Consider the following 24370-nt stretch of genomic DNA (forward strand, 5'->3'; position numbering starts at 1 on the left):
CTACCTCAGTTTCAGGGTGGCAAGGCCGACCAGTACCAGAATCACGGTGATGATCCAGAAACGGACAATCACACGCGGCTCGGGCCAGCCCTTGAGTTCAAAGTGGTGGTGAATCGGCGCCATACGGAACACGCGGCGCCCGGTCAATTTGAAGGAGGCCACCTGGATGACCACCGACAGGGTTTCCATCACGAACACACCGCCCATGATGAACAACACGATTTCCTGACGGACGATCACCGCGATGGTGCCCAAGGCTGCGCCCAGCGCCAGCGCGCCGACGTCGCCCATGAAGACTTGTGCGGGATAGGTGTTGAACCACAGGAAGCCCAGGCCGGCACCGATCAGCGCGCCGCAGAACACGATCAACTCACCTGCGCCCGGCACATACGGGATCAGCAGGTATTCAGCGAATTTCACGTTACCCGACAGGTAGCAGAAGATACCGAGCGCGCCACCGACCATCACGGTCGGCATGATCGCCAGACCGTCGAGGCCGTCGGTCAGGTTCACCGCGTTGCTGGAGCCGACGATCACGAAGTAGGTCAGCACCACAAAGCCAACGCCCAAGGGAATGCTGGCGTCCTTGAGCATCGGAATGATCAAGGTGGTTTCGACGGCGCTTGGCGCGGTCATGTACAGGAAGATCGCAGCGCCAAGGCCAAACACCGACTGCCAGAAGTACTTCCAGCGGCTTGGCAGTCCCTTGGAGTTTTTCTCGATCACTTTGCGGTAGTCATCGACCCAGCCGATCGCGCCGAACAACAGGGTCACCAGCAGCACCGTCCACACGTAGCGGTTATGCAGGTCGGCCCACAGCAAGGTGCTGATACCGATGGAAGACAGGATCAGCGCACCGCCCATGGTCGGGGTGCCGGATTTGGACAGGTGCGACTGCGGGCCGTCATTACGAACCGATTGACCAATTTGCAGGTTCTGCAGGGTGCGGATCATCCACGGCCCCAGGAACAGCGACAAAGACAGCGCAGTCAGCACACCCAGGATCCCGCGCAGGGTCAGGTACTGAAAGACCGCGAAGCCTTTGTGGAACTGTTGCAGATACTCAGCCAGCAGCAGCAGCATTAATGTTTCTCCGTACTTGAGCCACACAAGGCCGCGACGACGTTTTCCATCACCGCGCTGCGCGATCCCTTGATCAAAATGGTTGTGTGTTTGTCGTGTTCAGCCGCCACCAGTGCCTGGATCAGCTCGGCCTGGGTAGCGAAATGCCGCGCACCGAGGCCGAAGGCGTCAACGGCGTGGGCCATGTTCGGGCCAACGGCGTAAAGCGCGTCGACTTTACCGCTCGCGTAGGCGCCGACTTCACGGTGGGACTGCTCGGCCCAGTCGCCCAATTCGGCGATATCGCCCAGCACCAGCACCTTGCGCCCGGCGAAGCTTTTAAGCAGGTCAATAGCGGCGCAGACGGAGGACTGGTTGGCGTTGTAGGTGTCATCAATCACACGCATGCCATTGGTCGCCAGTTGTGCCACGGTGCGGCCTTTGACCGGCTGCACCGCGCCCAGGCCGGTAGCGATACCGAACAGCGATACGCCCAGGGCGGAGGCGGCAGCGGCGGCGGCCAAGGCATTGGCGACGTTATGGTTGCCCAGCAGGTTCAGTTGCACGTGCTCGCTGCCTTGCGGTGTGTGCAAGGTGAAGGACGGGCAACCACGGGCGTCGACGGTGATGTCGGCTGCGTGGAAATCAGCCGCCGCGTTGAGCACGGCAAACGTCAGCACCTTGCGACCGGCGGCGCGCACACGCCAGGTCTCGAAGGCCTTGTCGTCGAGGTTCAATACAGCCGTGCCCGAGGCATCGAGGCCTTCGAGGATTTCGCCCTTGGCTTCGACGATTTTTTCCGGGCCACCGAACTCGCCCACGTGGGCGGTGCCGGCATTGTTGATAATTGCCACGTGAGGCTTGGTCAGCGCCACGGTGTAAGCAATTTCGCCGACGCGCGAAGCGCCCAGCTCGATTACCGCCGCCGTGTGTTCCGGGGCCAGTTCGAGCAGGGTCAGTGGAGCGCCGAAATCATTGTTCAGGTTGCCACGGGTGGCGAGCACCGGCCCGCGCGTGCGCAGCACGCCGGCAAGCAGTTCCTTGACCGTGGTTTTGCCGCTGGAGCCAGTGATGGCGGCAACGGGCTTATCAAATGCGGCGCGGTTCAGCGCGCCCAACAGCCCGAGGGCCAGGCGGGTATCGGCGACCAGCAATTGCGGCAGCGTCGAGTCCGTGACTTCACGCTGCACCAAGGCACCCACGGCACCTTTGGCGGCTACTTCGTTCAGGTAGTCGTGCCCATCGAAACGCGGGCCGGCCAGTGCAATAAACAGTTGCCCCGGCTTGATGTTGCGACTGTCGATACTGACGCCGTCGAAGCTGCAATCGCTCGACACTACGCGGGCCGACAAGGCCTGGGTCAGTTCGCTGAACTTCATCGCTTTAAGCATGGGCGACCTCCCAGGCAGTCAGGGCGTGATCAGCCTCGACCAGATCGGAGAAGGCATGGCGTTCGCCGTTGATTTCCTGGTAGTCCTCGTGACCTTTACCAGCCAGTACCACCACGTCCTCAGCACTGGCGCTGGCGATCAGCTGGGCAATGGCGGCGCCGCGACCGGCAACGAAGGTGGCCTTGGTGGCGTCTTTAAAGCCGACACGGATGTCGTCGAAAATCTGGTTCGGGTCTTCGCTGCGTGGGTTGTCGTCGGTAACGAGTACGCCATCGGCCAGGCGCTCGACGATTTCAGCCATCAGCGGGCGCTTGCCGCGATCACGGTCACCGCCGCAGCCGAACAGGCAGAGCAATTTGCCCTTGGCGTGTGGGCGCAGGGCTTCGAGGACTTTTTCCAGCGCGTCCGGAGTGTGGGCGTAATCGACCACCACCAGTGGCTGAGAGCCGCCACCCAAACGCTGCATACGGCCGGCCGGGCCTTCGAGTTTGGGCAGCACGCGCAGGATTTCGTCCAGGGCGTAATCCAGGCCAAGCAATGCGCCAACAGCCGCGAGCACGTTGCTCAGGTTGAAACGCCCAAGCAAGGTGCTGCGCAAGTGGTGTTCGCCCTGGGGCGTGACCAGCGTGGCGAGCACGCCTTCGTCATTAAATTGGGCTTCACGGCAATACAGATACGCGCTGGAATCTTCCAGGCTGTAGGTGATCAGGCGTGCTTCGCTGTCTTCGGCAGCCAGTTGACGGCCGAATGCGTCATCCAGGTTTACCACCCGGCACTTCAGGTCATTCCAGGCGAACAGCTTGGCCTTAGCGGCGGCGTACGCCTCCATGGTGCCGTGGTAGTCGAGGTGGTCGCGAGACAGGTTGGTCATTACCGCCACGTCAAACGCCAAGGCAGTCACACGGCCCTGGTCCAGACCGTGGGATGACACTTCCATGGCAACCGCCTTGGCACCGGCCTTTTTCAGGTCGGCCAGGGTCGCTTGCACGGCGATCGGGTTCGGCGTGGTGTGCAGGCCGCTTTGCAGCGCACCGTAAAAACCCGTGCCCAGGGTGCCGACAATGCCGCAATGCTGGCCTAGCAGGTCGAGTGCCTGCGCAACCAATTGGGTCACGCTGGTCTTGCCATTGGTGCCAGTCACACCGATCAGGTTCAACTGACGGCTCGGGTCACCATAAAAACGCCCGGCGATGTCCGACAGTTGCGCGGCCAGGCCCTTGACCGGAATCAAGGGCACGTCGGTGATCGGCAGCACGGTGGCGCCTTCCACTTCATAAGCCACGGCGGCCGCGCCTCGTTGCAGGGCATCGGCGATATGTGCACGGCCATCGAGCTTGCCGCCGGGCACCGCCAGGAACAGATCACCGGCGCGTACATTACGGCTGTCCAGGCTCAATTCACGAATCAGCAGATCGCGTCCGGCGTGGGCAAAAATCTTGTTCAGGCTAAGAGACATCAGCCGCGCCCTCCATTGGCTTTGACAGCTGCGGCCGGTGGTCCTGCGTTCGCTTGTTGAGTCGGCGGCAGGTTATCCGGCGTGATATTCATCAGGCGCAGGGTGCCGGACATCACTTTGCTGAATACCGGAGCCGACACCAGGCCACCGAAGTAGCCGGCCTTGCTCGGTTCATCAATCACTACGACGATGGCGTAGCGCGGATCGCTCATCGGACCGAAGCCGGCGAACAGCGAGCGGTAAGAGTTTTCGGCGTAGCCCTTGGTGCCGACCGAGGTTTTACGTGCAGTACCAGACTTGCCGGCCACGTGATAAGCCGGCACCTGTGCCCGGAACACACCGCGCGGGGCTTCGATCACTTGTTGCAGCATGCCTTGTATGGTCTTGGCGACTTTTTCCGGGATTACCTGGGTGGCTTTCGGCGCTTCGTCGACGTGAATCAAGCTCAGTGGAACCATACGGCCATTATTGGCCAATACAGAGAACGCATGGGCCAGCTGGATCGCGGTTACCGACAGGCCGTAGCCGTAGGAGAGCGTGGCAGTCTCGGCTTTTTTCCAGTCGCGGTAGTTCGGCAGGTTGCCCACGCGCTCGCCTGGGAAATCCAGGCCGGTGGGTTGGCCCAAGCCGATTTTTTGCGCCAGGTGATAGATGGTTTCGCCGCCGATATCGAAGGCGACCTTACTCATGCCGACGTTACTGGAGTTGATCAGGATACCTGTCAAATCCAACACTGGCCCTTCGCTGCGGGACACGTCACGAATGGTGTATTTGCCCAACTGCAAGGTGCCTGGGTAAACCTCGACCTTGTCGCTCGGCTTCCAGCGCCCGGTTTCCAGGGCGGCACTCATGGAAATGGCTTTCATGGTCGAACCCGGCTCGAACACGTCGATCATGGCGCGGTTACGCATCATCGCCGGTTGCAGGTTTCGACGGTTGTTCGGGTTGTAGGTCGGCTGGTTGACCATGGCGAGGATCTCGCCGGTCTTGACGTCCATGATCACCAGGCTACCGGCCTTGGCGCCGTTCTCGATGATCGCGTTACGCAGCTCGCGGTTGGCCAGGTACTGCAGACGCAGGTCAATCGACAACGCCAAGGGCTTACCGGCCTTGGCGTTTTTGGTCACCTGGACATCTTTAATCAGTCTGCCGCGTCGATCCTTGATGACCTGCCGTTTGCCGGGCACGCCGGCCAGCCATTCGTCGTAGGCCAGCTCCACACCTTCACGGCCGTGGTCATCAATGTCGGTAAAGCCAACCATATGCGCGGTGGTTTCACCCGCCGGGTAGAAACGACGAAACTCCTCGATGCCATAGACACCGGGGACTTTAAGGTCGAGCACTTGCTGGCCCTGCTCAGGCGTCAGCCCACGCACCAGATAGATGAATTCCTTGTTGGCCTGGGCTTCCAGACGCTCGCTCAAGGCTTTAGGGTCCTGGCCCAGCGCGGCAGCCAGCTCAGGCCATTTGTCCTTGGCGGTTTGCAGTTCCTTGGCATTGGCCCACAGGGTGGTCACCGGCGTACTCACGGCCAGAGGCTCGCCATTACGGTCGGTGATCAGGCCGCGGTGCGCAGGAATCGGGATATGCCGCAGGCTACGGGCATTACCCTCGCCGATCAGGAAGTCGCGGTCGATCACTTGCAGGTCGATAATCCGCCATGCAATCGCGCCGGCCATCAAAGCCAAGATGCCGAGCATCAGGCGAAAGCGCCACGGGTAAAGTGCACCTTCAAGTTTCATCATGGCGCCACCATCCGCACTTCGGCCGCACCAGGAATGTGCATTTTCAGCTGTTCGGTGGCCAGCACTTCAATACGGCTATGGGCCGTCCAGGTGCTTTGTTCAAGGATCAACCGGCCCCATTCCGCCTGCGCTTTGTCACGCACGCTCAATTCCCCGTACAGGGTGTTAAGCAATTGACGGTTGTAGTGGGCGCTGTAAGACACCGCAATTGCGGACACCAGCACGCCGACAAACAACAGCAACATAAAGAAGCTGCCGCCCGGGAGGGGCTTGGCGAAAAGCTTGCTCACCGCAGCTTCTCCGCGACGCGCATAACGGCGCTACGGGAACGTGGGTTGGCCTTGAGTTCGGCTTCGGAGGCGAACTGCGCTTTGCCATGGATTTTGATTTTCGGCACAAAGGCTTCGAAACGCACCGGCAGGTTGCGCGGCAGGTTATCGGACTCGCCCTTGACCAGACGACGCATGAACAGTTTGACGATGCGGTCTTCCAGGGAGTGGAAGCTGATCACCACCAGGCGACCACCCACTTCCAAGGCGTCCAGTGCGGCTTCGAGCCCGGCTTCCAGATCGCCCAGTTCGTTATTGACGTGAATGCGCAGACCCTGGAACGCACGGGTTGCCGGGTTCTTGCCCTTTTCCCACGCAGGGTTTGCGACCTTGAGCACTTCAGCCAGGTCGGCGGTGCGCTCGAACGGCTGGATTTCACGGCGCTCAACCACGGCACGGGCCATGCGGCCGGCGAAGCGTTCTTCGCCGTATTCCTTGAACACGCGAGTAATTTCTTCATGGGGTGCAGTGGCGATGAACTGCGCAGCGCTGATGCCACGAGTCGGGTCCATGCGCATGTCGAGCGGGCCGTCGTTCATGAAACTGAAGCCGCGCTCGGGGTCGTCAAGCTGTGGCGAAGATACGCCCAAGTCGAGCAAAACCCCGGCTACCTTACCTGCCATGCCGCGCTCGGCGACTTCGGCACCCAGCTCGGCAAAGCTGCGCTGCACAACGACAAAGCGGCCGTCTTCGGCCGCTAGCGCTTGCCCGGTGGCAATCGCTTGAGGGTCTTTGTCGAACCCGAGGAGTTTACCGTCGGAGCCGAGCTGGCTGAGTATCAACCGGCTGTGCCCGCCCCTGCCGAAGGTGCCATCCACATAGCAGCCATCCGCGCGTACGGCGAGAGCCTCAACGGCTTCGTCAAGCAGTACGGTGATGTGGTTAAAGCCGCTATCAATAGTCACAGGATCAAATCACGCAGTTCATCAGGCATAGCGCCCGGTTGTTGAATAGCAGCCAGGTCTGCTGCAGAAACAGCATCCCAGGCATCTTCGTCCCACAATTGGAACTTGTTCAGTTGGCCCACCAGCATTGCGCGCTTATCCAGCTTGGCGTACTCGCGCAAGCGCGGCGGCACCAGGAAACGACCACTGCCATCGAGTTCAAGGTCGACGGCATTACCGATCAGCAGACGCTGCAGGCGGCGGTTTTCTTCACGCAATGAAGGCAGAGCGCGCAACTTGGTTTCGATCAACTCCCACTCATCGAGGGGGTAAACACACAAACAAGGGTCAACGGCGTCAATCGTGATGATTAACTGGCCTGAACTTCGCGAAATGAGCTCGTCACGATACCGGCTCGGCATGGCGAGACGGCCTTTTGCATCGAGACTGATAGCGTTAGCTCCGCGAAACACAGATGCGTTTCTCCAAATTTTAGCGTTTTACGTTCAAAAAACCCACTTTGTGCCACTTTCCGCCACTTGCGCACACTATAGGAATGCGCCCACCACACCGTCAAGGCGCGGATTCAAGGAAAAGCCTTACAGAACGGAGATTTAGGAACGTAAAAGGAGGAGAAACGCGAGTTTGGCGATGTTTTTGACTCAGCAACCGCAAATAGCTCATGGAGCTACGGCTTAAAGTTAAAGTAATTTATTAAGAGTAAGATTTTTTTGGTATTACGAAGATGCATCTGCCAATGATTTGGCAGGGAGGGATTCTTGCGTTACTACCGGTTTTCTGCCCGAGATTCGGGCAGAAGGAAAAAAGGTGGAGAGTCGATCTGTAAGCCGGGTTCTGTCTTGAACAGTCATTCGTCTACGATGGCCATCACTGGACATCTTTAGCAACCTACCCGGTCCCAGCGCGGGCCACGCCTTGGGACCCTATTTGGTCTTGCTCCAAGTGGGGTTTACCTAGCCACGAACTGTTGCCAGTCGTGCGGTGCGCTCTTACCGCACCTTTTCACCCTTACCGGCACCGAAGTGCTTAGGCGGTTATTTTCTGTGGCACTTTCCGTAGGCTCACGCCTCCCAGGCATTACCTGGCACTTCGCCCTATGGAGCCCGGACTTTCCTCCCCCCCCTAATTTTCATAGAGGGCAGCGACTGTCCAATCGACTCTCCGCCGCGCAGGTTAACGGCACGACGGCTTGAGGACAAGTATTAAAAGTGCAGCAATGCCATCACGTTCGGACGGGATACCGGCGTAACCCCGGAACTATTCGGCTTTCTGCTTATCCAGCGCGACTTGATACAGCACGTTCTTACGCAAGCCGGTAATTTCAGCCGCCAGGGCTGCCGCACGCTTCAGGGGCATTTCCTTAAGCAGCAGATCCAGGATGCGCATAGCCTCGCTGCCCACCGCGCCTTCATTTTCCGGTGCGGTCCAGCCGGCCACCAGCACCACGCACTCACCGCGCTGCTGGTTGCTGTCGCCCTCAACGAACGCACGCAGCTCTTCCAACGGCAAGCCTTTGAGGGTCTCGAAGGTCTTGGTCAGCTCCCGAGCCAACAGCGCCAGGCGTTCGCCGCCGAACACCAGCTCCATGTCCTGCAAGCACTCGAGAATGCGGTGCGGCGCCTCGTAAAAGATCAACGTACGCGGCTCTTCCTTTAACGCTTGCAGTCGCGCACGGCGCCCAACCGCCTTGGCGGGCAGGAAACCTTCGAAGATAAAACGGTCCGACGGCAACCCGGCGGCCGATAATGCCGCAATCAGCGCGCACGCTCCCGGAACTGGCACTACATTGATACCAGCGGCACGCGCCTGGCGAACCAGGTGATAGCCAGGGTCGGAAATCAACGGAGTGCCGGCATCCGAGATCAACGCCACATCGTCACCCGCCAGCAAGCGCGTGATAAAACGGCTGCCTTCTTCTCGCTCGTTATGCTCATGGCACGCGGCTAATGGCGTGCTGATACCAAAATGCTGCATCAAACGCTGGGAGTGCCGCGTGTCTTCCGCCGCGATCAATTTTACGTCACGCAACACTTTCAGCGCCCGAGCACTGATGTCGTCCAGGTTGCCAATGGGCGTCGCCACGACAAAAAGCGAGCCTGCAGTGGAATTCAAAGGACCTGGAGCAGTCAAAACGCACACCTCGATGGTAAGGAAAAGTCGCATTGTAGCGCGTAGGCGCCTCGATAATATGCCCTCGAGGTCGGCCATCGATGCCGGCTCGCAACATTTACACGACCTAAATCGATGGTTTCACGCCAGTAACATCGCGCCTGGGCCAGTGCTTGGGTACAATTCCACGCTAATTTGATCGGTATCAGGAACACTTACATGATCGCTTGCCTGCGGCTGCTCTCCGCCCTCTGCCTCGCTGCCTTACTGGCCGCGTGCGCCAGCTCGCCCTCGTCCAGCCTTGGCGACCTCCCCCGGACCCCGGATGCCAGTATCGAGCAACTGCTCGAACAGGCCACCAAGGCCAGTACGCCAGAAAAGGCCGCGATGCTGCGCCTGAGTGCGGCAGACCTGGCCTACCACCAGAACAACCCTGGCCGCTCGTCGCAGATTCTTGCGCAGGTGCCCCTGGATGTCCTGAAGCCGGCCGCACAAGTCTTTGCCAGCACCCTGGCCGCGGAACTGGCCATGGCGCGCAACCAACCCAAAGCGGCTCTGGCCGCCCTGAACCACCCCAGCCTGCAAAGCCTGAAGGAGCTGCCGACTGGCCAGCAGATCCGTACCGGCACCGTGCATGCTCGCGCCTATGAAGCCGATGGCCAGACTTTGGCTGCCGCGCGTGAGCGGGTGGCCATGGCCCCGTTGCTGACGGGTGATGCCGCCAAGAGCAACCACGAAGCCATCTGGGCGCTGGTCGCCGCGCTGCCTGCAGAGCAACTGCAAGCCAGCGGCAACCCGACCCTCGACGGCTGGATCACCCTGGCCCAGGCAATCAAAGGCGCCGGCACCCTGGAACAACAGCAAGCCGCCATTGATACCTGGCGCGCGCAGAACCCAGGCCACCCGGCGGCAGTCAACCTGCCGACCCCGCTGGCCAAGCTCAAGGAGCTGGCCAGCCAGCCGCTGACCAAAATCGCGTTGCTGCTGCCGCAGGAAGGCCCTTTGGCGGCGGTCGGCAAGGCGCTGCGCGAAGGCTTCATGGCGGCGCACTTCCAGGCTGAACAAGCCGGGCAGAAGCCGCCGGTGATCGAGTTCTATGACAGCTCGCGCCTGACCTCCCTCGACGACTTCTACGCCAAGGCCCAGGCTGCCGGCGTGCAACTGGTAGTCGGCCCGCTGGAGAAACCACTGGTCAAGCAGCTCGCCTCCCGCGGGCAATTACCGATCACCACCCTGGGCCTGAACTACAGCGAACTTAACGAAAACCCGCCGCAACTGTTCCAGTTCGGCCTGGCCGCTGAAGACGAAGCCCGCGAAGTCTCGCGTCGCGCCCGTGCCGACGGCCTGCACCGCGCCGCCGCCATGGTGCCGCGTGGCGAATGGGGTGAGCGCGTCTATAAAGCCTTCCGTCAGGACTGGGAAGCCAACGGCGGCACCGTGGTTGGCGTTGAGTACGTCGATCAGCCGGTGGCCCTCGCCCAGCAGATTGCTGACCTGTTCCAGCTGCGTAAAAGCGAAGGCCGCGCCAAGAGCCTGCAAAGCACCGTCGGCACCGACGTCGCCGCGCAACCTTCGCGTCGCCAGGACATCGAGTTCATTTTCCTGGCTGTGACGCCGCAACTGGCCCAGCAGATCAAACCGACACTTAACTTCCAGTACGCCGGTGATGTGCCTGTGTATGCGACGTCCCACGTGTTCAGCGCCAGCGGCGACAAAAACCAGTACCTGGACATGACCAACGTGATGTTCTGCGAAACCCCGTGGCTGCTCAACACCACCGACCCGCTGCGCAACCAGGTTGCCGCGCAATGGCCACAGGCCAATGGCAGCCTTGGCCGCCTGTATGCGATGGGCGTGGACGCCTACCGCCTGGCACCGCGCCTGGGCCAACTCAAGGCATTGCCGGACACTCGCGTTGACGGCCTGTCGGGCAACCTGGGTATCGGCGCCTACCAGCGTGTTGACCGCCAGATGCCATGGGCGAAGTTCGTCGGCGGCGAGATTCAACGCCTGCCGGACACCCCGCGCTGATGCTCGAGCGGTCCAGCGCTCAAAGCGGCAAGGACGCCGAACTGCAAGCTCTGAACTATCTGCAACAACAGGGTCTGCGCCTTCTGGCGCAGAACTGGTTATGTAAACGCGGTGAGCTTGATCTGGTCATGCTTGACGGCGATACAGTAGTATTCGTCGAAGTCCGCTACAGAAAACACGCACAATGGGGTGGCGCGCTCGCCAGTATCGATGGGCGCAAGCGTCAGAAGCTGATACTCGCCGCGCAGTTTTTCCTGCAAAAAGAGCATCGCTGGGCTGACAGCCCCTGCCGTTTCGATGTGGTTGCCATGGAAAGCACACCGGCAGGCCCAGCTGATTTGAACTGGCTCAAGAATGCCTTCGACAGCTGATTGCCCGGATATCTTCACCACACACTTTTGCTCTTTGCTTTGCGGGCTGCACATTTTTGTGCCAAACAGCCGCGCTACTTAAGGTCACACAGATGGACATGCAATCCCGAATTCGCCAGCTTTTCCAGGCCAGCATCGACACCAAGCAACAGGCGATGGACGTACTTGCACCGCACATCGAGCAAGCCAGTCAGGTCATGGTCAATGCCTTGCTCAACGAGGGCAAGATGCTTTCGTGCGGCAACGGCGGTTCGGCCGGTGATGCCCAGCACTTTTCCTCCGAGCTGCTCAACCGCTTCGAGCGCGAGCGCCCGAGCCTGCCGGCCATCGCGCTGACCACCGATTCGTCGACGATCACTTCGATCGCCAACGACTACAGCTACAACGAAATCTTCTCCAAGCAGATCCGCGCCCTGGGCCAACCCGGCGATGTGTTGCTGGCTATTTCTACCAGCGGCAACTCGGCGAACATTATTCAAGCGATCCAGGCCGCACATGACCGCGAAATGATTGTCGTAGCCTTGACCGGGCGCGACGGCGGCGGCATGGCCTCACTGTTATTGCCTGAGGACGTGGAGATCCGTGTCCCGGCCAACGTCACTGCACGCATTCAAGAAGTCCACCTGCTGGCGATCCACTGCCTGTGCGATCTGATCGACAGCCAACTGTTCGGGAGTGAAGAATGACCGTTAACCGCCTCAGCCTTTTGGCCATTACGCTGTGCCTCGCCATCAGCGGGTGCAGCACGGCAATCACTGCGACACGCGACACACCCATTCAGGATGACCGGGGCACACGCACTTTTGGCAGCACCATCGACGATTCGCTGATCGAAACCAAGGTCAAGGTCAACGTCGCCAAGGCCGCTACCGACCTGGGCAACGGCGCCTCGCGCATTGTAGTCACCAGTTTCAACGGCGTGGTACTGCTGGCCGGGCAGACGCCGCGTGCCGACCTCAAGGCCCAGGCCGAACAAGCCGCCTCGACGGTCCAGCGGGTCAAGAAGGTCCACAACGAGCTGCAGGTCATGGACCCGATCACCCTGCTGGCCATCAGCAACGATGCGCTGCTGACCACCAAGATCAAGGCGCAGATGCTCACCGACAGCGGTGTACCCGGCTCGCGCATCAAGATCGTCACCGATAATGGGATCGTCTACATGATGGGCCTGCTGACCCAGGCAGAAGCCACCCGTGCCGCCAACCTGGTACAGGGCGTGTCCGGCGTGCAGAAGATCGTGAAAGTGTTCGAATACATCGACTGATGTAATCGCCAGCCACAAAAAAGGGCGCCGTGCATTGACTGCACGGCGCCCTTTTTATTACCCAGGGTTTACTGGTATTGCTGGTACGGGTTGCCCTGGAACTGGTTGTTCTGCTGCGGCGCCTGTTGTTGCTGCTGTTGACCAGGCTGGCCGTATTGCTGGCCGGGGATCGGGCCGAGGTTAACTTCTACACGACGGTTCTGGGCACGGCCATTCACATCGGCGTTGCTGGCAATCGGGTTATCCGGGCCGGCACCGCGGGCGCTCAGGTTGGTCGGGCTGACGCCTTGAGAGGTCAGGTAGTTGGCCACGCTCTGGGCACGACGCTGGGACAGGTCCATGTTCAACTGGCGGCTGCCCGTGCTGTCGGTGTAGCCGACGATCTGGATGGTGTTCTGGTTAAACTGCTTGAGGGAGTTGGCCAGGTTGTTGAGCGGCTGGTAAAAACTGCTGGCGATGGCGTCGGAGTTGGTCGCGAAGGTAATGTTACCCGGCATGATCAACTTGATCTGGTCGCCCTGGCGCTGCACTTCAACACCGGTGTTGGCCATGCTTTCGCGCAGTTTCTTTTCCTGCTGGTCGGCGTAGTAGCCATAACCGGCGGCGCCCAGGCCTGCAATAGCACCACCGATCAGTGCGCCCTTGCCACGGTTGTTATGGTCGATGGCAGCACCCGCCAGCGCACCGGCCAGAGCACCCAGGCCGCCGTATTTGGCGGTTTTGCTGATACCCCCTTCGGAACCGTTGCTGGCCTGTCCCTGGCTGCCGCCATAAGGATTAGGTGAAGCGCAGCCGGACAACAGGGCTACGGCGGTAGCGACAACAAGCAGACGACGCGGAGTGAACATGAAGGGAGCTCCTACTTTTGCATTCTGTGGTGCAGAGGACATTGGCAATCGACCTGTGCGGAGTTTGGAACGCGACAAACGGTAAAAATTCCGTGGCCACGTCCCGAGCCAGAACAAAATACTGGCCCCTATCACCGCCAGGGAAACCGTAGCAGACGCAGGCTGAACGCGACCTGCGTTTTTTGCTACTGCGGTGGTTGTGAGAGAACAGCCCCCGCCCAGGAATTATTTCCAGGCGTACCCTCAAGCCCGCACAAACGGGTTCTCGCGCATCTCATCACCCAAACAGGTGTCCGGCCCATGCCCTGTCACCACGGTCGCGCCCTCATCCAGGGTGTACAACCGCTGCTTGATCGAGCGCACGATAGTCGCCTGGTCGCCACCCCACAGGTCGGTACGCCCCACGCCGCGCTTGAACAAGGTATCGCCGGCGATCAGCAGCTTGGCATCGGCAAACCAGAAGCTCATCGAACCCGGTGTGTGCCCCGGCGTATGCAGCTCCACCCCACAACCACACGCCAACTCCTCGTCGTCCTCCAGCCAGCGGTCCGGCGACGGCACCGGCGTGTAGGGCACACGAAACATCTGGCATTGCATTTCCAGGTTATCCCAAAGAAATTGGTCTTCTTTGTGCAAATGCAGCGTGGCGCCGGTCTTCTCTTTCAACTGGCCGGACGCCAGGAAGTGATCCAAGTGGGCGTGGGTGTGGATAATGCTCACCACCTTGAGGCCCAGCGCATCAAGGCGCGCCAGGATCAGCTCGTGATTGCCGCCCGGGTCGACCACAATGGCTTTTTTGCTGATCGGATCGCCAATGATGGTGCAGTTGCACTGCAAAGGGCCGACGGGGAAGGTTTCGCGGATCAGCACGGGTTTTTCGATATTCATGGGCGTTCCTGCAAGCTCTATGGCACATTCCAGGCGCAGTATGGTGGAGCTTGCTGCGGATTCGAAGAGCCTCAACTGCTAAGCTACTCCAGCGCCATGGAACCCGCACCGCAGCGTCGCATTTGGAGCAAGACGTATGGCCAATTCTCGGATCATCTGCGAACACTGCGATTGCGTGTACGAAAAGGTCACGCTCGCCAAACATCAAAAGGCCCTGTGCACCCGTTGCGCGGGCGTGTTGCAGCGCTACAACGGGTTGTCGGTGCAACAGCGCCTCGCGCTGACCGTTACCGCAGCGGTGCTGTGGACCTTTGCCAATTTCTATCCGGTGATGAGCATCAGCCTCAAAGGCTTGAAAAACAGCGCGACCCTGTGGGACTCGGTGGTCGCGCTGAGCCTGGGGCCGATCACTTTTATTGCGCTGGTCGCGGCGATCTCGATCATCATCGCGCCGGTGTTTCAGTTGCTCTTGCTGATGTGGGTGCTGAGTTTCGCCCTGGCCGGCAAGCGCTCGCCAGCGTTCAAACTGTGCATGCGCTGGCTGGAAGCGCTGAGGCCGTGGAGCATGCTCGAAGTCTGCCTGCTGGGCGCCATGGTTGCGGTGTTCAAGCTGGCCGGCATGCTCGACGTGATCCCCGGCACCGGCCTGTTCGCCCTCGCCGCCCTCGCCTTGCTGCTGATTCGCATCGCCGGGCGTGACGTACGCGACTTGTGGGACGCCGTATGAACTCACCACCGACCGCCCGTGAACTCAACCTGTGCCTGTGCCATACCTGCGGCCAGCCGTGCGACATGCGCGACGAACCCAGCGAGTGTGAACGCTGCGGCGCGCCGCTGCATCGGCGCAAACTCCACTCGCTGACCCGCACCTGGGCCTACATGCTCACGGCACTGGCGTTTTATATCCCGGCGAATTTATTGCCAGTGATGAACACCACCCTGCTTGGTTCCGGCGCGGACAGCACCATCATGAGCGGCGTGCTGGAGTTCTGGCAGCATGGTGCCTGGGACATTGCCCTGATCATTTTCATTGCCAGCATTGCGGTGCCGGGTATCAAGTTTCTCTCGCTGACCCTGCTGCTGGTCACCGTGCAGCGCAACAGCCTGTGGGCGCGCAAGGAGCGCTCGAAGCTGTTTCGGTTTGTCGAGCTGATCGGCTACTGGTCCATGCTCGATGTGATTGTGGTCGCGCTGGTGGCCGCGCTGGTCAAGTTCCAGGCGCTGGGCACCATCGAGCCGCGCCTGGGCATTTTGTTTTTTGGTCTGGTGGTGGTGTTCACCATGCTCGCGGCGATGAGTTTCGACCCGCGCCTGATCTGGGAAAACCCACACAACGAGGAGATCTCGGATGAGTTCACGCAACACTGACACCCCCGCCGGCTCACCGGCGATCAAGACGCGGCGCTTCAGCGTTTCGCTGGTGTGGATCGTGCCGATCGTGGCGGTGCTGGTGGGCATCTCGCTGGTGGTACACAGCGTGCTGCAACAGGGGCCTATCATCGTCCTCAACTTCAAGACCGGCAACGGCCTGGTCGCCAATAAAACCGAAGTCAAATACCGCAACGTGGTGATCGGCCAAGTCTCGGATGTGGCCTTGAGCGATGACCAGAAAAGCGTCAACGCCACCATCAAGTTGGCCAAGCAGGCGGAAAGCTTCACCCGTGAAGACTCCAAGTTCTGGGTGGTGCGCCCGCGCATCGGTGCCGGTGGCGTGTCGGGCATCGATACCCTGCTGTCCGGTGACTATATCGGTGCCGATATCGGCCAATCCGATACCCGCGCCAAACAGTTCAAGGGCCTGGAAAACCCGCCGCCCATCACCTATGGCGAGCCGGGCAAACGCTTCACGTTGCATACCCAGGGCCTGGGCTCCCTGGATATCGGCTCGCCGGTGTACTACCGCAAGATCCCGGTGGGCCAGGTGGTGGCCTACGAGCTGGATGACGATGGCAAGGGCGTGAAGATCGAGGTTTTCGTGCATGCGCCCAATGATGTGTACGTCACCGAAAACACGCGATTCTGGAATGCCAGCGGCATTGACCTGAGCGTCGGCGCCAATGGTTTTGCGCTGAAAACCGAGTCCTTGTCATCGATGTTGGCCGGCGGCATCGCATTCCAGGCACCGCCCTACAGCCCCAACGACAAACCGGCCAGCGAAGATCACACCTATGAACTGTTCGACGACCAGCAAAGCGCCCTCGCCCCGCCCAACGGTCAAGGGCAATACATGGCGCTGCGTTTTGATCAGGCATTGCGTGGGCTCAAGGTCGGCGCGCCGGTGGAATTTCTTGGGGTCGAGTTCGGCAAAGTGGTGTCGATCAACCTGGACTTCGATGCCAAAAAACGCAGTTTCCCGATCAACGTCGGCATCGTGATTTACCCGCAATTGCTCGGCGAAGCCAACACCAAGCTGCTCAAGGCCACCAACCATGACCCTAACGATGAAGCAGGCGGCGTGCGCCTGATCGGCACCTTTATCGAAAACGGCCTGCGCGCTCAGGCCCGCAGCGGCAACCTGCTGACCGGCCAGCTGTACATCGCCCTGGATTTTTTCCCGAAAGCCGACAAAGTCACGTTTGACCCGAACCTGCGCCCGGTCAACATTCCGACCATCCCCGGCAATCTGGAACAGTTGCAGGAGAAACTCGAAGGCATCGTCAACAAGGTCAACCAACTGCCGATGGAGCGCATCGCCGGCAACCTCGACGGCAGCCTGGTTGAGCTGCGCAAAAGCCTTGCCCAGTTCAACGCCAAGACCCTGCCTGGCGTGCAGAGCACCCTGGGTGACGTGAGCAAGACCTTGCAGTCGGCCAACTCAACCCTGGCCGAAGACTCGCCGCAGCGTGAACAACTGACCCAGACCCTGGATGAACTGGCACGCATGTCGCGCTCCTTGCGCGAACTGTCGGACTACCTGGGCCGGCATCCGGAATCGCTGATCCGCGGTCGCCCTGACAACGCCGCGCCAACAGACCTGCAAGGGCCGCCGCGCAAATGACCATTGGAGCCGCCATGACCTTTCCCTTGAAACTTACCCTGGTCGCCGCGCTGGTGCTGCTCGCGGCCTGTCGCAGTGAGCCGATTGCGTTCCACACTCTCACCCCGGTGCACTGGAATAACAGCACTCAGGCACAGGCCAGCGATATCCGCATTGAAAGCATCAGCGTGCCGCCCCAGGTCGACCGCGCACAAATCGTGATTCGCCAGGGCGACAGTGGCGTGGCGATCCTTGAAACCCAATGGTGGGCCGCAACCCTGGCCGATGAGCTGAAAAGCGCGCTGGTGGATCAACTGGCCAACAGTCACGCCCGGCAGCCCCTGTCGTTGCGCCTTGAAGTGCAGCGATTTGACTCGGCGCCGGGCCAATACGCGCTGCTCGATGTGCGCTGGCGCCTGCGGTCCACAAGCGGGGGAGATGCCGCACCGCTGACTTGCCGCACCACCTTGCAGACACCCGCAGGCCCGAGCATTGATGACTTGGTGGTGGCGCATCAGAACAACCTCAAGCGTTTTGCCGCGTTGGTCAGCAAAACCGCCGACACGTCGCTGAAAGCGTGCCCGACTGCGCCGTAGCGAGACAGTCAGACCAGTGTGGGAGCTGGCTTGCCTGCGATAGCATCACCTAAGTTTGACTGATAGACCGAGGTGCCTGCATCGCAGGCAAGCCAGCTCCCACATAAGCCAGTTCCCACACACACCAGCTCCTACAGGAAAGCTGGCCCATTATCAGGCCAGCAGCCCCATCGACTTGGCACGGGCCACCGCTTGAGTCCGGCGCTCTACACCCAGCTTACTGTTGATATGGCTGGCGTGGGTTTTCACCGTGTGCAGGGAGATAAACAACTGATTGCTGATTTCCTGGTTCGAACACCCCTGGGCGATCAGTTGCAGCACCGCCAGTTCGCGGACGCTGAGGGTTTCCTGGCCGGACGGTACTTGGGCGTCAGCTACAACCGGTAACAGCACCAACAAACTCTGGTTCAGCAAGCCATGAGCCTCCCGGCCAAGCTGCTCACGCATCCAGTCCGGATAACTCTCCAGCAGCCGCTGAAAGGGTTGCAACGCCCCACCGGCGCCCGCCTCAAGGGCGCGGGCCAATACTTGCCGGGCCTGGTCTTGCTGCCCACACTCCAGCAGCAACTGCACCTGCTGGGTCAGGGCCATTAGGGCAATCATTTGCCGCCCACTGTTATGCGCTTGCTGAGCCAGCTCCTCGAGGCGTTGCAACGCGGCGGCCGGCTGATGACGGGTGGCGTCCAGCGCAGCCTGTTGCAGCTCGATATGTTGTGGCAAGTGCGGGTGAAATTCCGGCGCTGCTGCTGCGTGTTCACCGTTGTAGGTTTGCCCCAGCCGGGTCAACCAGGCATCTGCCAAGTCAGTGCGGCCTTGAGCCAGCCACAGCTCGCATTTGATCAGGGTGATCATCGCCAGGTAGTAGATCGGCGGCACATCCCAGATGTGCATCAAGCGCTCAGCTTCGGCAAGCTCGGCAAACGCTGTGGGAAAGTCCCCACGGCGCCCTTCAAAGCTGGCAATTACACAATGCCCGATCAGCACGCTGATATCCCGGCAGGCGCGGGCTTCGTTCAGACCCGCGCGTAAACGGACAAGGCCGGCCTCGGGCTGATAGCGCACCAGCAGCAGATAGCCCTCGTACAGCGACAACCGCGCGCGCACCGCGTACAGCCGCTGCGGCGCCAAGCCATGCAGACGTTGCAGCCCCTGGCGCACTTCGTCCAGGGAACGCAGGATTTCGCCCCGCGCCTGCAACACCCGCGCGCGATCGTAATGGGCCAATGCCTCGAACAGCGGGTTACCGACGCGCTGCGCCAGCTCCAGGGACTCACGATTCAGGCCACGGGCACGCCACAGGTCGGCATCGACGATTGCCAGGTTTGAGAGGGTCGACAGGCACATCAGGCGCTGGCCGTAACGTTTTTGCGGCAAGCTTTCCAACGCCTCGCTGCAGTAGCGCAGGGTCAACTCACGATCGCCTCGGCCTCGAGCGATAATCCCGCTCAGCGCCAGCCACTGTGCCAGCATCGACTTTTGCGCAGTGGCCGACGGTGCCGGCAGGAAGCGGCTGAGGTAGCCGGACAGTTCTTCGGCCGCATCCAGTTGGCAGGCCAGCCCCAATGCCCAGCTGTAGAGCACGATCAAACGCGGCGTGCTGATCAGCAGGCTGTCGGGCAAGTCCATCTTCCAGCGCAGCAGCATGCCGACGTTCTGTTCGGCCAGCAGTTGCTCCTCCGACAGGTTCTGCACCAGGTTCGCCGCCACATCCAGGTGGCCGGCGCGCAACGCCTGTTCCACCGCTTCATCGATCAAGCCCTGGGTGTTGAACCAGCGGCAGGCACGCAGGTGCAGGCTGGCAATCGGCACGGTGGCACTGCTCGCACGGCGGGTACGCAGCAGGTCGGAAAACAGATGGTGGTAGCGATACCAGTGGCCCTGCTCATCGAGCGGCACCAGAAACACCTGATGGGCCTGTAAATAACCGAGGATATGCGCGCTGTCGTGGGCTTCGCGCACGGCGTCGCACAGCTCGCTGCAAAAACGATCCTGAGGCGCAGTGTCGTAGAGGAAGGCTTGAACTTCTGCTGGCAGGCAATCAATGACTTCTTCGAGCAAGTAGTCGCGGATCAGCCCTTCGCCACCGTGCAAATGTTGTGGCAACGCGGCCTCATTGCCGGCTTCGGAAAGGGCCAGCAACCAGAAGCGCAGGCCAGCCACCCAGCCCTCGCTGCGACGAATCAGGTTGTCAAGGGCTTCGCCGCGCAACGAGCTGCTGTGCCTATCGAGTACGGCCAGCGATTCGTCGTGGGTCAGGCGCAGGTCTTGTTCGTGCAGCTCCAGCAGGTGGCGCGAGAGTCGCAGCCGCGCCAGGTGCCAGTCCGGGCGCTGGCGGCTGGTGACCAAAACCAGCAGCCCATCGGGTAAATGATTGAGGAAAAATTGCAGGCAGCGATCCAGCACCGGGCCTTGGGCCAGATGGTAGTCATCCAGCACCAGCAGCAAGGGCGCATGTGTGGACAGGTGCAACGTCAGCTCGTCGAGCAAGCCGTCGAGCCATTCTTCAAAGGCAAAGGGTTGGTGACGCTGACGCATTTTCAGTAGGCCCAGGGATTGGGCGCCGAGTTGCGGGAAGTATTGCTGCAAGCCGTCGAGCAAGCGCTCAAGGAAGCGGCCGGGGTCGTTATCCCGTGGGCTCAGGCCCAGCCACAGGCTTTGCCAATGCGCCGGCAGACTCTGACAAAACTCCACCGCCAACGAACTCTTGCCGAACCCGGCCGGGGCGCTCACCAGCAACAGTCGCCCCGCAAGGCCAGCACTCAGGCGTTCGCACAGGCGAGGGCGCAGCACGTAGCCGTCAGGCAGCGGTGGCCTGTAGAAACGCGCTTCCAGGGTCGGAATCACCGCGCTCGCAGGCCCTTGGATTCGGGACAGATCAGTCATCGCCGGGCTCTTGTAGAAGGCTGTTGTCGGCATTGCAGATGTCCGCAGACTAGCGGTAAAAGCGGCGGGTTTGTAGATCTTTGCGGCATTTGCCTGAAAAAGAACTGCGACAAAAAATATCCCCACATAAAAAAGCCCCGAACCAGTCGGGGCTTCACGCTGAGGGTGCGGCCTCAGTTAAAGCAGCTTAGCGAACCCCATCCTGGCGCAAGGCCGCCGGGGAGAAGTCTGCGGTGGAAGCGGTGAAACCGAAGTCATAGGCCTGTTTCTCTTCGTTCTTCATGCCCAGGGCCAGGTAGCGGCCGGACTGCAGGTCGTAGAGGGTTTCGATGGCGTACCACGGCACTTGCTTGTCGTAGTAGTTCTCGGCATGGGCTTCGGCGACGCGCCACAGTTGGCCACGACCGTCATAGTGGTCGATGACCGCCGCTTGCCAGGTGTCTTCGTCGATGAAGAAATCACGCTTGGCATAGATGTGGCGCTGGCCTTCCTTCAGGGTCGCAACCACGTGCCAGACGCGGCGCAGCTCGTAGCGGGCCAGGTCCTGGTTGATGTGGCCGGCCTTGATGATGTCGGCGTACTTGAGCTTCGGATCGTCGATCTTGTAGCTGTTGGAGGCAATGTAGATTTCTTTCTTGCCTTCGAGCTTCCAGTCGTAGCGATCAGGGGCACCGTTGTACATGTCGAGGTTGTCGGAGGTACGCAGGCCATCGGCGGCGGTACCTGGCCCGTCATAGGACACTTGCGGCGCCCGGCGCACACGGCGCTGGCCGGCGTTGTAGACCCACGCCGAACGCGGCTCTTTCACCTGGTCCAGGGTTTCGTGCACCAGCAGCACGCCACCGGCCAGACGCGCCGGTGCAGTCACTTGCTGCTTGAAGTAGAACAGCACGTTGCCCGGGTTTTTCGGGTCGTAGTCCTTCATTTTGTCGCGGAACACGAACTGATCGCGGAAGTACACCAGGCTGAACGAGCCATTGGTTTGCGGCGTGGCCTGGGTTACCAGGCGGGTCACGCTGCCACCGCGATAGCGGGTGATGTGGTTCCAGATGACTTCCACGCCGCTTTTGGGAATCGGGAACGGAATCGCGGTTTCGAAGTTTTCCAGGCCGTTGCCGCCGGACACCAGGTTGGTGCTGGTGGCGTTCTTCTTGATCGAGGCAAACACATCGGCCGGCACGGTAGCGCCGCGATGGGTCGGGTAGACCGGCATCTTGAAAGTGTCAGGGTAGCGCTTGAACATCGCGTACTGCCCCGGCGCCAACTTGTCTTTGTACTGCTCGACGTTCTGCGCGGTGATGGTGAACTGCGGCTGTTCGCTGGCATACGGGTTGGCCAGGAAGCCACGGGCATCCACGGCGCCGGCGTTGGTAGGCAGCGGCGACCATTTAGGAATGGTGCCGGCCGCGTTACCGGCCATTTCAGCGCCCATCGGCGTCAGGGTCGTGCCCAACTTGGCGGCTTCATCCGCCGAGACTGCCGCCATGACGTTGCTCGCCAGGATCGACAGCCCAAGCACACCCACGTGCAACAGACTTTTAGTTATTTTCATGTTCTGGTTCTTCCTGAAAACAGACTGCTTAAAGAGGTTGTGCTTAGAAGTTCACGCCGGCGCTCAGCGCGATGAAGTCACGGTCATCCACGGTGGTGAACTTGCCACCAAAGAAGTTGGTGTAGTTGAGGCTGACGGTGTAGGTGTTCTGGTACTCGGCATCCACACCCAGGCTGACGGCCTTGCGACCTTCTTCAAAGTTGCCGCCAGGGCCAGGCGAATAACCTTTGACGTCATGGGACCAGGCCACGTTGGGCTTGAGGTTCACACCGGCAAACACATCCGGGTATTCCCAAATGGCCCGGGCGCGATAACCCCAGGACGTGGCGGTGGTGTAGCCGTCGTTGTTGCAATTGGTGTTCAGGCCGGACGCATTGGGCAGGCCTGCGCCGTTGGCTGTCGAATTGTTAAGCGCATTGCAGAAGCCGCCGGGTAGCGTGCCAGGGCCGAAGACCGGATCACGGCCATAACGTGCCTGGTTTTTGCTCTCCAGGCCGCCCACATGGGTCACGCCGATTTCGCCCACGGTTGTCAGGCGAGAAGCGCCCATGACCTGGTCGAAGAAGTGCGTGAAGGTGGTCTGGAACTGGGTCACTTCCTTACGGTTGTAGCCGTGCAGGTCCTGGCCCGGTGTGCCCTTGAGCACCGATGCATTGCCAAAGCCCGGAATCGGCGTGACGCCCGCGTACAGGATATCGGTGGTGCTCAGTTGCACCGGCGCGTTTGGCCGGTAGCTCAATTCACCACTCCAGGCGGTGCCGGTAGGCAGCGTGGTGGAGAAGCTCAAGCCGTAGAGGCGGATATCTTCCGGGTACTCAACAAAGTACTGGGAGCTGCCTGCTACGATCAACGGACGCAAAGCCGCCAGCGGCCCCAGCGGACGGGTGTAGGCCGAGTTTGGCGCGCCGGTGGCGCTGAAGATCGGCGCACGGCTGTGATAGTTCATGAAGTACGCACCGAACTCCGTGTCCAGCGGCTCGAAGTTGTAGTGCATGGCCACGCCGAACTGGCCGCTGTCGCGTGCATCACGGTCACCGCCGCGACGTACCAGCACACCTTCGTTGTTCACGTCCACGCCCAGGGCGTTAAGGGTGGGCAAGGCCGCGCCAGGGATGGTGGAGCGCTTGTTCAGCACCCGCAGGTTATTGCTGCAACCATCCGAGATGACGTCCGGCTGGGAGAAGAATGTGCCGCAGTTATCGGTGACGGTCTGGTCCCACTCCAGCTGATAAAACGCTTCTGCGGACAGGTTATCGGTCAGGGTCTGCGAGACGTAGAACATGTTGACCGGAATCAAGCCTTCCTTGATCTCGGCGCCCGGACGACGGAACGCGGACACGTCGATCGGGTTGATGGAGTTGATACCGCCACCAATGAAGGTGCTTTCACCCCAGCTCACCACCTGCTTGCCAAACCGCACGTTACCCGGCTGATCGGCGATGGTGTAGTTGTGGTAGATGAAGGCATCGAGGATCTGCCCACCGGAAGACTTGGCGCCCTCTTTGCGGTTGTTGTTGCTGACGTTCTTGAAGTCCAGGTCTTCGTTTTGCAGCGCGAAGTCATACCAGTACTTGCCACGCACAAAGATGCCGGTGTCGCCATATTTCAACTCAAGGTCATGGATACCCTTGAAGATCTTCGAGAAGGAATCGCCCTTGTCGAAGTTCAAGTGGCCGTCATCGGAGGTCTGCGACAACCCCCTGCCACCGTTGTTGGCACCGATCAGGTCTTTATTGCGACCGGCAGTCGACCAGCTCGCCCCCACCGACAGGGATGAGTCGAAGCTGCCTTCGATTTCACCGATGTTGAAACTGACGCCGAATGCGGGCCCGGCGAGCGTAGAAGCGAGACTGACGGCCAGGGGCAGTCTTGCCCGGCGCCAGAACTGGTTTACTGAGGTCATCGACGCTACTCCATGTGCATTATTGTTATGGCAGTGAGTTCTTTCTTCTGGATGCATGTA

21 protein-coding genes and 1 other RNA gene are annotated in these 24370 nt (G+C 60.6%); 8 read left to right on the forward strand and 14 right to left on the reverse strand.

Annotation, left to right across the window (positions count from 1 at the left end; genetic code table 11):
- The 9 genes from mraY to rsmI all read right to left on the reverse strand — a co-directional run bounded on the left by mraY (position 1) and on the right by rsmI (position 9051).
- Positions 1–1083 (reverse strand): phospho-N-acetylmuramoyl-pentapeptide-transferase, encoded by a 1083-nt coding sequence (gene mraY / locus HX790_RS06010; protein WP_017138188.1) that lies wholly within the window; start codon positions 1081–1083, stop codon positions 1–3.
- A complete protein-coding gene (gene murF, locus HX790_RS06015) occupies positions 1083–2453 on the reverse strand; it encodes a UDP-N-acetylmuramoyl-tripeptide--D-alanyl-D-alanine ligase (protein WP_017138189.1) in 1371 nt (456 codons plus the stop codon). Before murF ends, mraY begins: the two co-directional genes overlap by 1 nt.
- Positions 2446–3909: a UDP-N-acetylmuramoyl-L-alanyl-D-glutamate--2,6-diaminopimelate ligase gene (locus HX790_RS06020; protein ID WP_017138190.1), complete on the reverse strand. Its 1464-nt coding sequence runs from the start codon at positions 3907–3909 to the stop codon at positions 2446–2448. The genes murF and HX790_RS06020 overlap by 8 nt, the downstream gene beginning before the upstream one ends.
- Positions 3909–5651 (reverse strand): penicillin-binding protein 2, encoded by a 1743-nt coding sequence (locus HX790_RS06025; protein WP_169986985.1) that lies wholly within the window; start codon positions 5649–5651, stop codon positions 3909–3911. The genes HX790_RS06020 and HX790_RS06025 overlap by 1 nt, the downstream gene beginning before the upstream one ends.
- The gene (ftsL, locus tag HX790_RS06030; RefSeq protein WP_003216203.1) at positions 5651–5944 is read right to left on the reverse strand and encodes a cell division protein FtsL; all 294 of its coding nucleotides are present in this window, start codon (positions 5942–5944) and stop codon (positions 5651–5653) included. Before ftsL ends, HX790_RS06025 begins: the two co-directional genes overlap by 1 nt.
- On the reverse strand, positions 5941–6888 hold the full coding sequence (gene rsmH, locus HX790_RS06035; RefSeq protein WP_017138192.1) for a 16S rRNA (cytosine(1402)-N(4))-methyltransferase RsmH: 948 nt from the start codon (positions 6886–6888) through the stop codon (positions 5941–5943). The genes ftsL and rsmH overlap by 4 nt, the downstream gene beginning before the upstream one ends.
- Positions 6885–7340 carry a division/cell wall cluster transcriptional repressor MraZ gene (gene mraZ / locus HX790_RS06040; RefSeq protein ID WP_003171868.1) on the reverse strand — a complete coding sequence of 152 codons (456 nt, stop codon included), beginning with the start codon at positions 7338–7340 and terminating at the stop codon, positions 6885–6887. Before mraZ ends, rsmH begins: the two co-directional genes overlap by 4 nt.
- 355 nt (positions 7341–7695) lie before the next feature.
- An RNA gene (rnpB, locus tag HX790_RS06045) (RNase P RNA component class A) lies at positions 7696–8049 on the reverse strand.
- A 96-nt stretch (positions 8050–8145) separates the two neighbouring features.
- Positions 8146–9051 (reverse strand): 16S rRNA (cytidine(1402)-2'-O)-methyltransferase, encoded by a 906-nt coding sequence (gene rsmI, locus HX790_RS06050; protein ID WP_176991345.1) that lies wholly within the window; start codon positions 9049–9051, stop codon positions 8146–8148.
- Positions 9052–9216: 165 nt separating this feature from the next.
- Here rsmI and HX790_RS06055 point away from each other — a divergent pair, with 165 nt between their 5' ends.
- From HX790_RS06055 to HX790_RS06070, 4 genes are all read left to right on the forward strand, one after another.
- Positions 9217–11028 (forward strand): penicillin-binding protein activator, encoded by a 1812-nt coding sequence (locus tag HX790_RS06055; RefSeq protein ID WP_176991346.1) that lies wholly within the window; start codon positions 9217–9219, stop codon positions 11026–11028.
- Complete coding sequence (locus HX790_RS06060) at positions 11028–11399, forward strand: YraN family protein (RefSeq protein ID WP_017138195.1); 372 nt, start codon at positions 11028–11030, stop codon at positions 11397–11399. Before HX790_RS06055 ends, HX790_RS06060 begins: the two co-directional genes overlap by 1 nt.
- 92 nt (positions 11400–11491) lie before the next feature.
- A complete protein-coding gene (locus HX790_RS06065; protein ID WP_007904374.1) occupies positions 11492–12085 on the forward strand; it encodes a phosphoheptose isomerase in 594 nt (197 codons plus the stop codon).
- A complete protein-coding gene (locus tag HX790_RS06070) occupies positions 12082–12663 on the forward strand; it encodes a BON domain-containing protein (RefSeq protein ID WP_017138196.1) in 582 nt (193 codons plus the stop codon). Before HX790_RS06065 ends, HX790_RS06070 begins: the two co-directional genes overlap by 4 nt.
- A 68-nt stretch (positions 12664–12731) precedes the next feature.
- Here the strand turns inward: HX790_RS06070 and HX790_RS06075 are convergent, their stop codons facing one another.
- Together HX790_RS06075 and HX790_RS06080 are read right to left on the reverse strand one after the other, a co-directional pair.
- The gene (locus tag HX790_RS06075; RefSeq protein WP_017138197.1) at positions 12732–13511 is read right to left on the reverse strand and encodes an OmpA family protein; all 780 of its coding nucleotides are present in this window, start codon (positions 13509–13511) and stop codon (positions 12732–12734) included.
- 243 nt (positions 13512–13754) lie between these two features.
- The gene (locus HX790_RS06080) at positions 13755–14399 is read right to left on the reverse strand and encodes an MBL fold metallo-hydrolase (RefSeq protein ID WP_176991347.1); all 645 of its coding nucleotides are present in this window, start codon (positions 14397–14399) and stop codon (positions 13755–13757) included.
- A 136-nt stretch (positions 14400–14535) separates the two neighbouring features.
- Here HX790_RS06080 and HX790_RS06085 point away from each other — a divergent pair, with 136 nt between their 5' ends.
- From HX790_RS06085 to HX790_RS06100, 4 genes are read left to right on the forward strand one after another with little or no spacing between them, the layout of a single operon-like run.
- Positions 14536–15126, forward strand: a complete 591-nt coding sequence (locus HX790_RS06085; RefSeq protein WP_169986918.1) for a paraquat-inducible protein A — start codon at positions 14536–14538, stop codon at positions 15124–15126.
- Entirely contained in the window at positions 15123–15767 is a 645-nt protein-coding gene (locus HX790_RS06090) for a paraquat-inducible protein A (protein ID WP_017138200.1), read from the forward strand. The genes HX790_RS06085 and HX790_RS06090 overlap by 4 nt, the downstream gene beginning before the upstream one ends.
- Complete coding sequence (locus tag HX790_RS06095) at positions 15748–17397, forward strand: intermembrane transport protein PqiB (RefSeq protein ID WP_017138201.1); 1650 nt, start codon at positions 15748–15750, stop codon at positions 17395–17397. Before HX790_RS06090 ends, HX790_RS06095 begins: the two co-directional genes overlap by 20 nt.
- 14 nt (positions 17398–17411) lie before the next feature.
- Positions 17412–17972 (forward strand): membrane integrity-associated transporter subunit PqiC, encoded by a 561-nt coding sequence (locus HX790_RS06100; RefSeq protein ID WP_170036283.1) that lies wholly within the window; start codon positions 17412–17414, stop codon positions 17970–17972.
- A 153-nt stretch (positions 17973–18125) separates the two neighbouring features.
- Here the strand turns inward: HX790_RS06100 and HX790_RS06105 are convergent, their stop codons facing one another.
- The 3 genes from HX790_RS06105 to HX790_RS06115 all read right to left on the reverse strand — a co-directional run bounded on the left by HX790_RS06105 (position 18126) and on the right by HX790_RS06115 (position 24310).
- Positions 18126–20855 carry a LuxR C-terminal-related transcriptional regulator gene (locus HX790_RS06105; protein ID WP_176991348.1) on the reverse strand — a complete coding sequence of 910 codons (2730 nt, stop codon included), beginning with the start codon at positions 20853–20855 and terminating at the stop codon, positions 18126–18128.
- Between the two features lie 187 nt (positions 20856–21042).
- On the reverse strand, positions 21043–22407 hold the full coding sequence (locus HX790_RS06110) for a DUF1329 domain-containing protein (RefSeq protein ID WP_017138204.1): 1365 nt from the start codon (positions 22405–22407) through the stop codon (positions 21043–21045).
- 43 nt (positions 22408–22450) lie between these two features.
- Entirely contained in the window at positions 22451–24310 is a 1860-nt protein-coding gene (locus HX790_RS06115) for a DUF1302 domain-containing protein (RefSeq protein ID WP_017138205.1), read from the reverse strand.
- Positions 24311–24370: the final 60 nt, after the last annotated feature.

Origin of the sequence: Pseudomonas sp. IPO3747 (genome assembly GCF_013385245.1) — a bacterium.
GTDB lineage: Bacteria > Pseudomonadota > Gammaproteobacteria > Pseudomonadales > Pseudomonadaceae > Aquipseudomonas > Aquipseudomonas edaphica.

Coding starts and splice junctions, on each gene's coding strand:
- HX790_RS06055 (WP_176991346.1), top strand. CDS start 9,217: ATGATCGCTTGCCTGCGGCTGCTCTCCGCCCTCTGCCTCGCTGCCTTA.
- murF (WP_017138189.1), bottom strand. CDS start 2,453: ATGCTTAAAGCGATGAAGTTCAGCGAACTGACCCAGGCCTTGTCGGCC.
- HX790_RS06080 (WP_176991347.1), bottom strand. CDS start 14,399: ATGAATATCGAAAAACCCGTGCTGATCCGCGAAACCTTCCCCGTCGGC.
- HX790_RS06070 (WP_017138196.1), top strand. CDS start 12,082: ATGACCGTTAACCGCCTCAGCCTTTTGGCCATTACGCTGTGCCTCGCC.
- HX790_RS06075 (WP_017138197.1), bottom strand. CDS start 13,511: ATGTTCACTCCGCGTCGTCTGCTTGTTGTCGCTACCGCCGTAGCCCTG.
- HX790_RS06025 (WP_169986985.1), bottom strand. CDS start 5,651: ATGAAACTTGAAGGTGCACTTTACCCGTGGCGCTTTCGCCTGATGCTC.
- HX790_RS06090 (WP_017138200.1), top strand. CDS start 15,123: ATGAACTCACCACCGACCGCCCGTGAACTCAACCTGTGCCTGTGCCAT.
- HX790_RS06110 (WP_017138204.1), bottom strand. CDS start 22,407: ATGAAAATAACTAAAAGTCTGTTGCACGTGGGTGTGCTTGGGCTGTCG.
- HX790_RS06020 (WP_017138190.1), bottom strand. CDS start 3,909: ATGTCTCTTAGCCTGAACAAGATTTTTGCCCACGCCGGACGCGATCTG.
- HX790_RS06065 (WP_007904374.1), top strand. CDS start 11,492: ATGGACATGCAATCCCGAATTCGCCAGCTTTTCCAGGCCAGCATCGAC.
- HX790_RS06060 (WP_017138195.1), top strand. CDS start 11,028: ATGCTCGAGCGGTCCAGCGCTCAAAGCGGCAAGGACGCCGAACTGCAA.
- mraY (WP_017138188.1), bottom strand. CDS start 1,083: ATGCTGCTGCTGCTGGCTGAGTATCTGCAACAGTTCCACAAAGGCTTC.
- HX790_RS06085 (WP_169986918.1), top strand. CDS start 14,536: ATGGCCAATTCTCGGATCATCTGCGAACACTGCGATTGCGTGTACGAA.
- rsmI (WP_176991345.1), bottom strand. CDS start 9,051: ATGCGACTTTTCCTTACCATCGAGGTGTGCGTTTTGACTGCTCCAGGT.
- HX790_RS06095 (WP_017138201.1), top strand. CDS start 15,748: ATGAGTTCACGCAACACTGACACCCCCGCCGGCTCACCGGCGATCAAG.
- HX790_RS06100 (WP_170036283.1), top strand. CDS start 17,412: ATGACCTTTCCCTTGAAACTTACCCTGGTCGCCGCGCTGGTGCTGCTC.
- HX790_RS06105 (WP_176991348.1), bottom strand. CDS start 20,855: ATGACTGATCTGTCCCGAATCCAAGGGCCTGCGAGCGCGGTGATTCCG.
- HX790_RS06115 (WP_017138205.1), bottom strand. CDS start 24,310: ATGACCTCAGTAAACCAGTTCTGGCGCCGGGCAAGACTGCCCCTGGCC.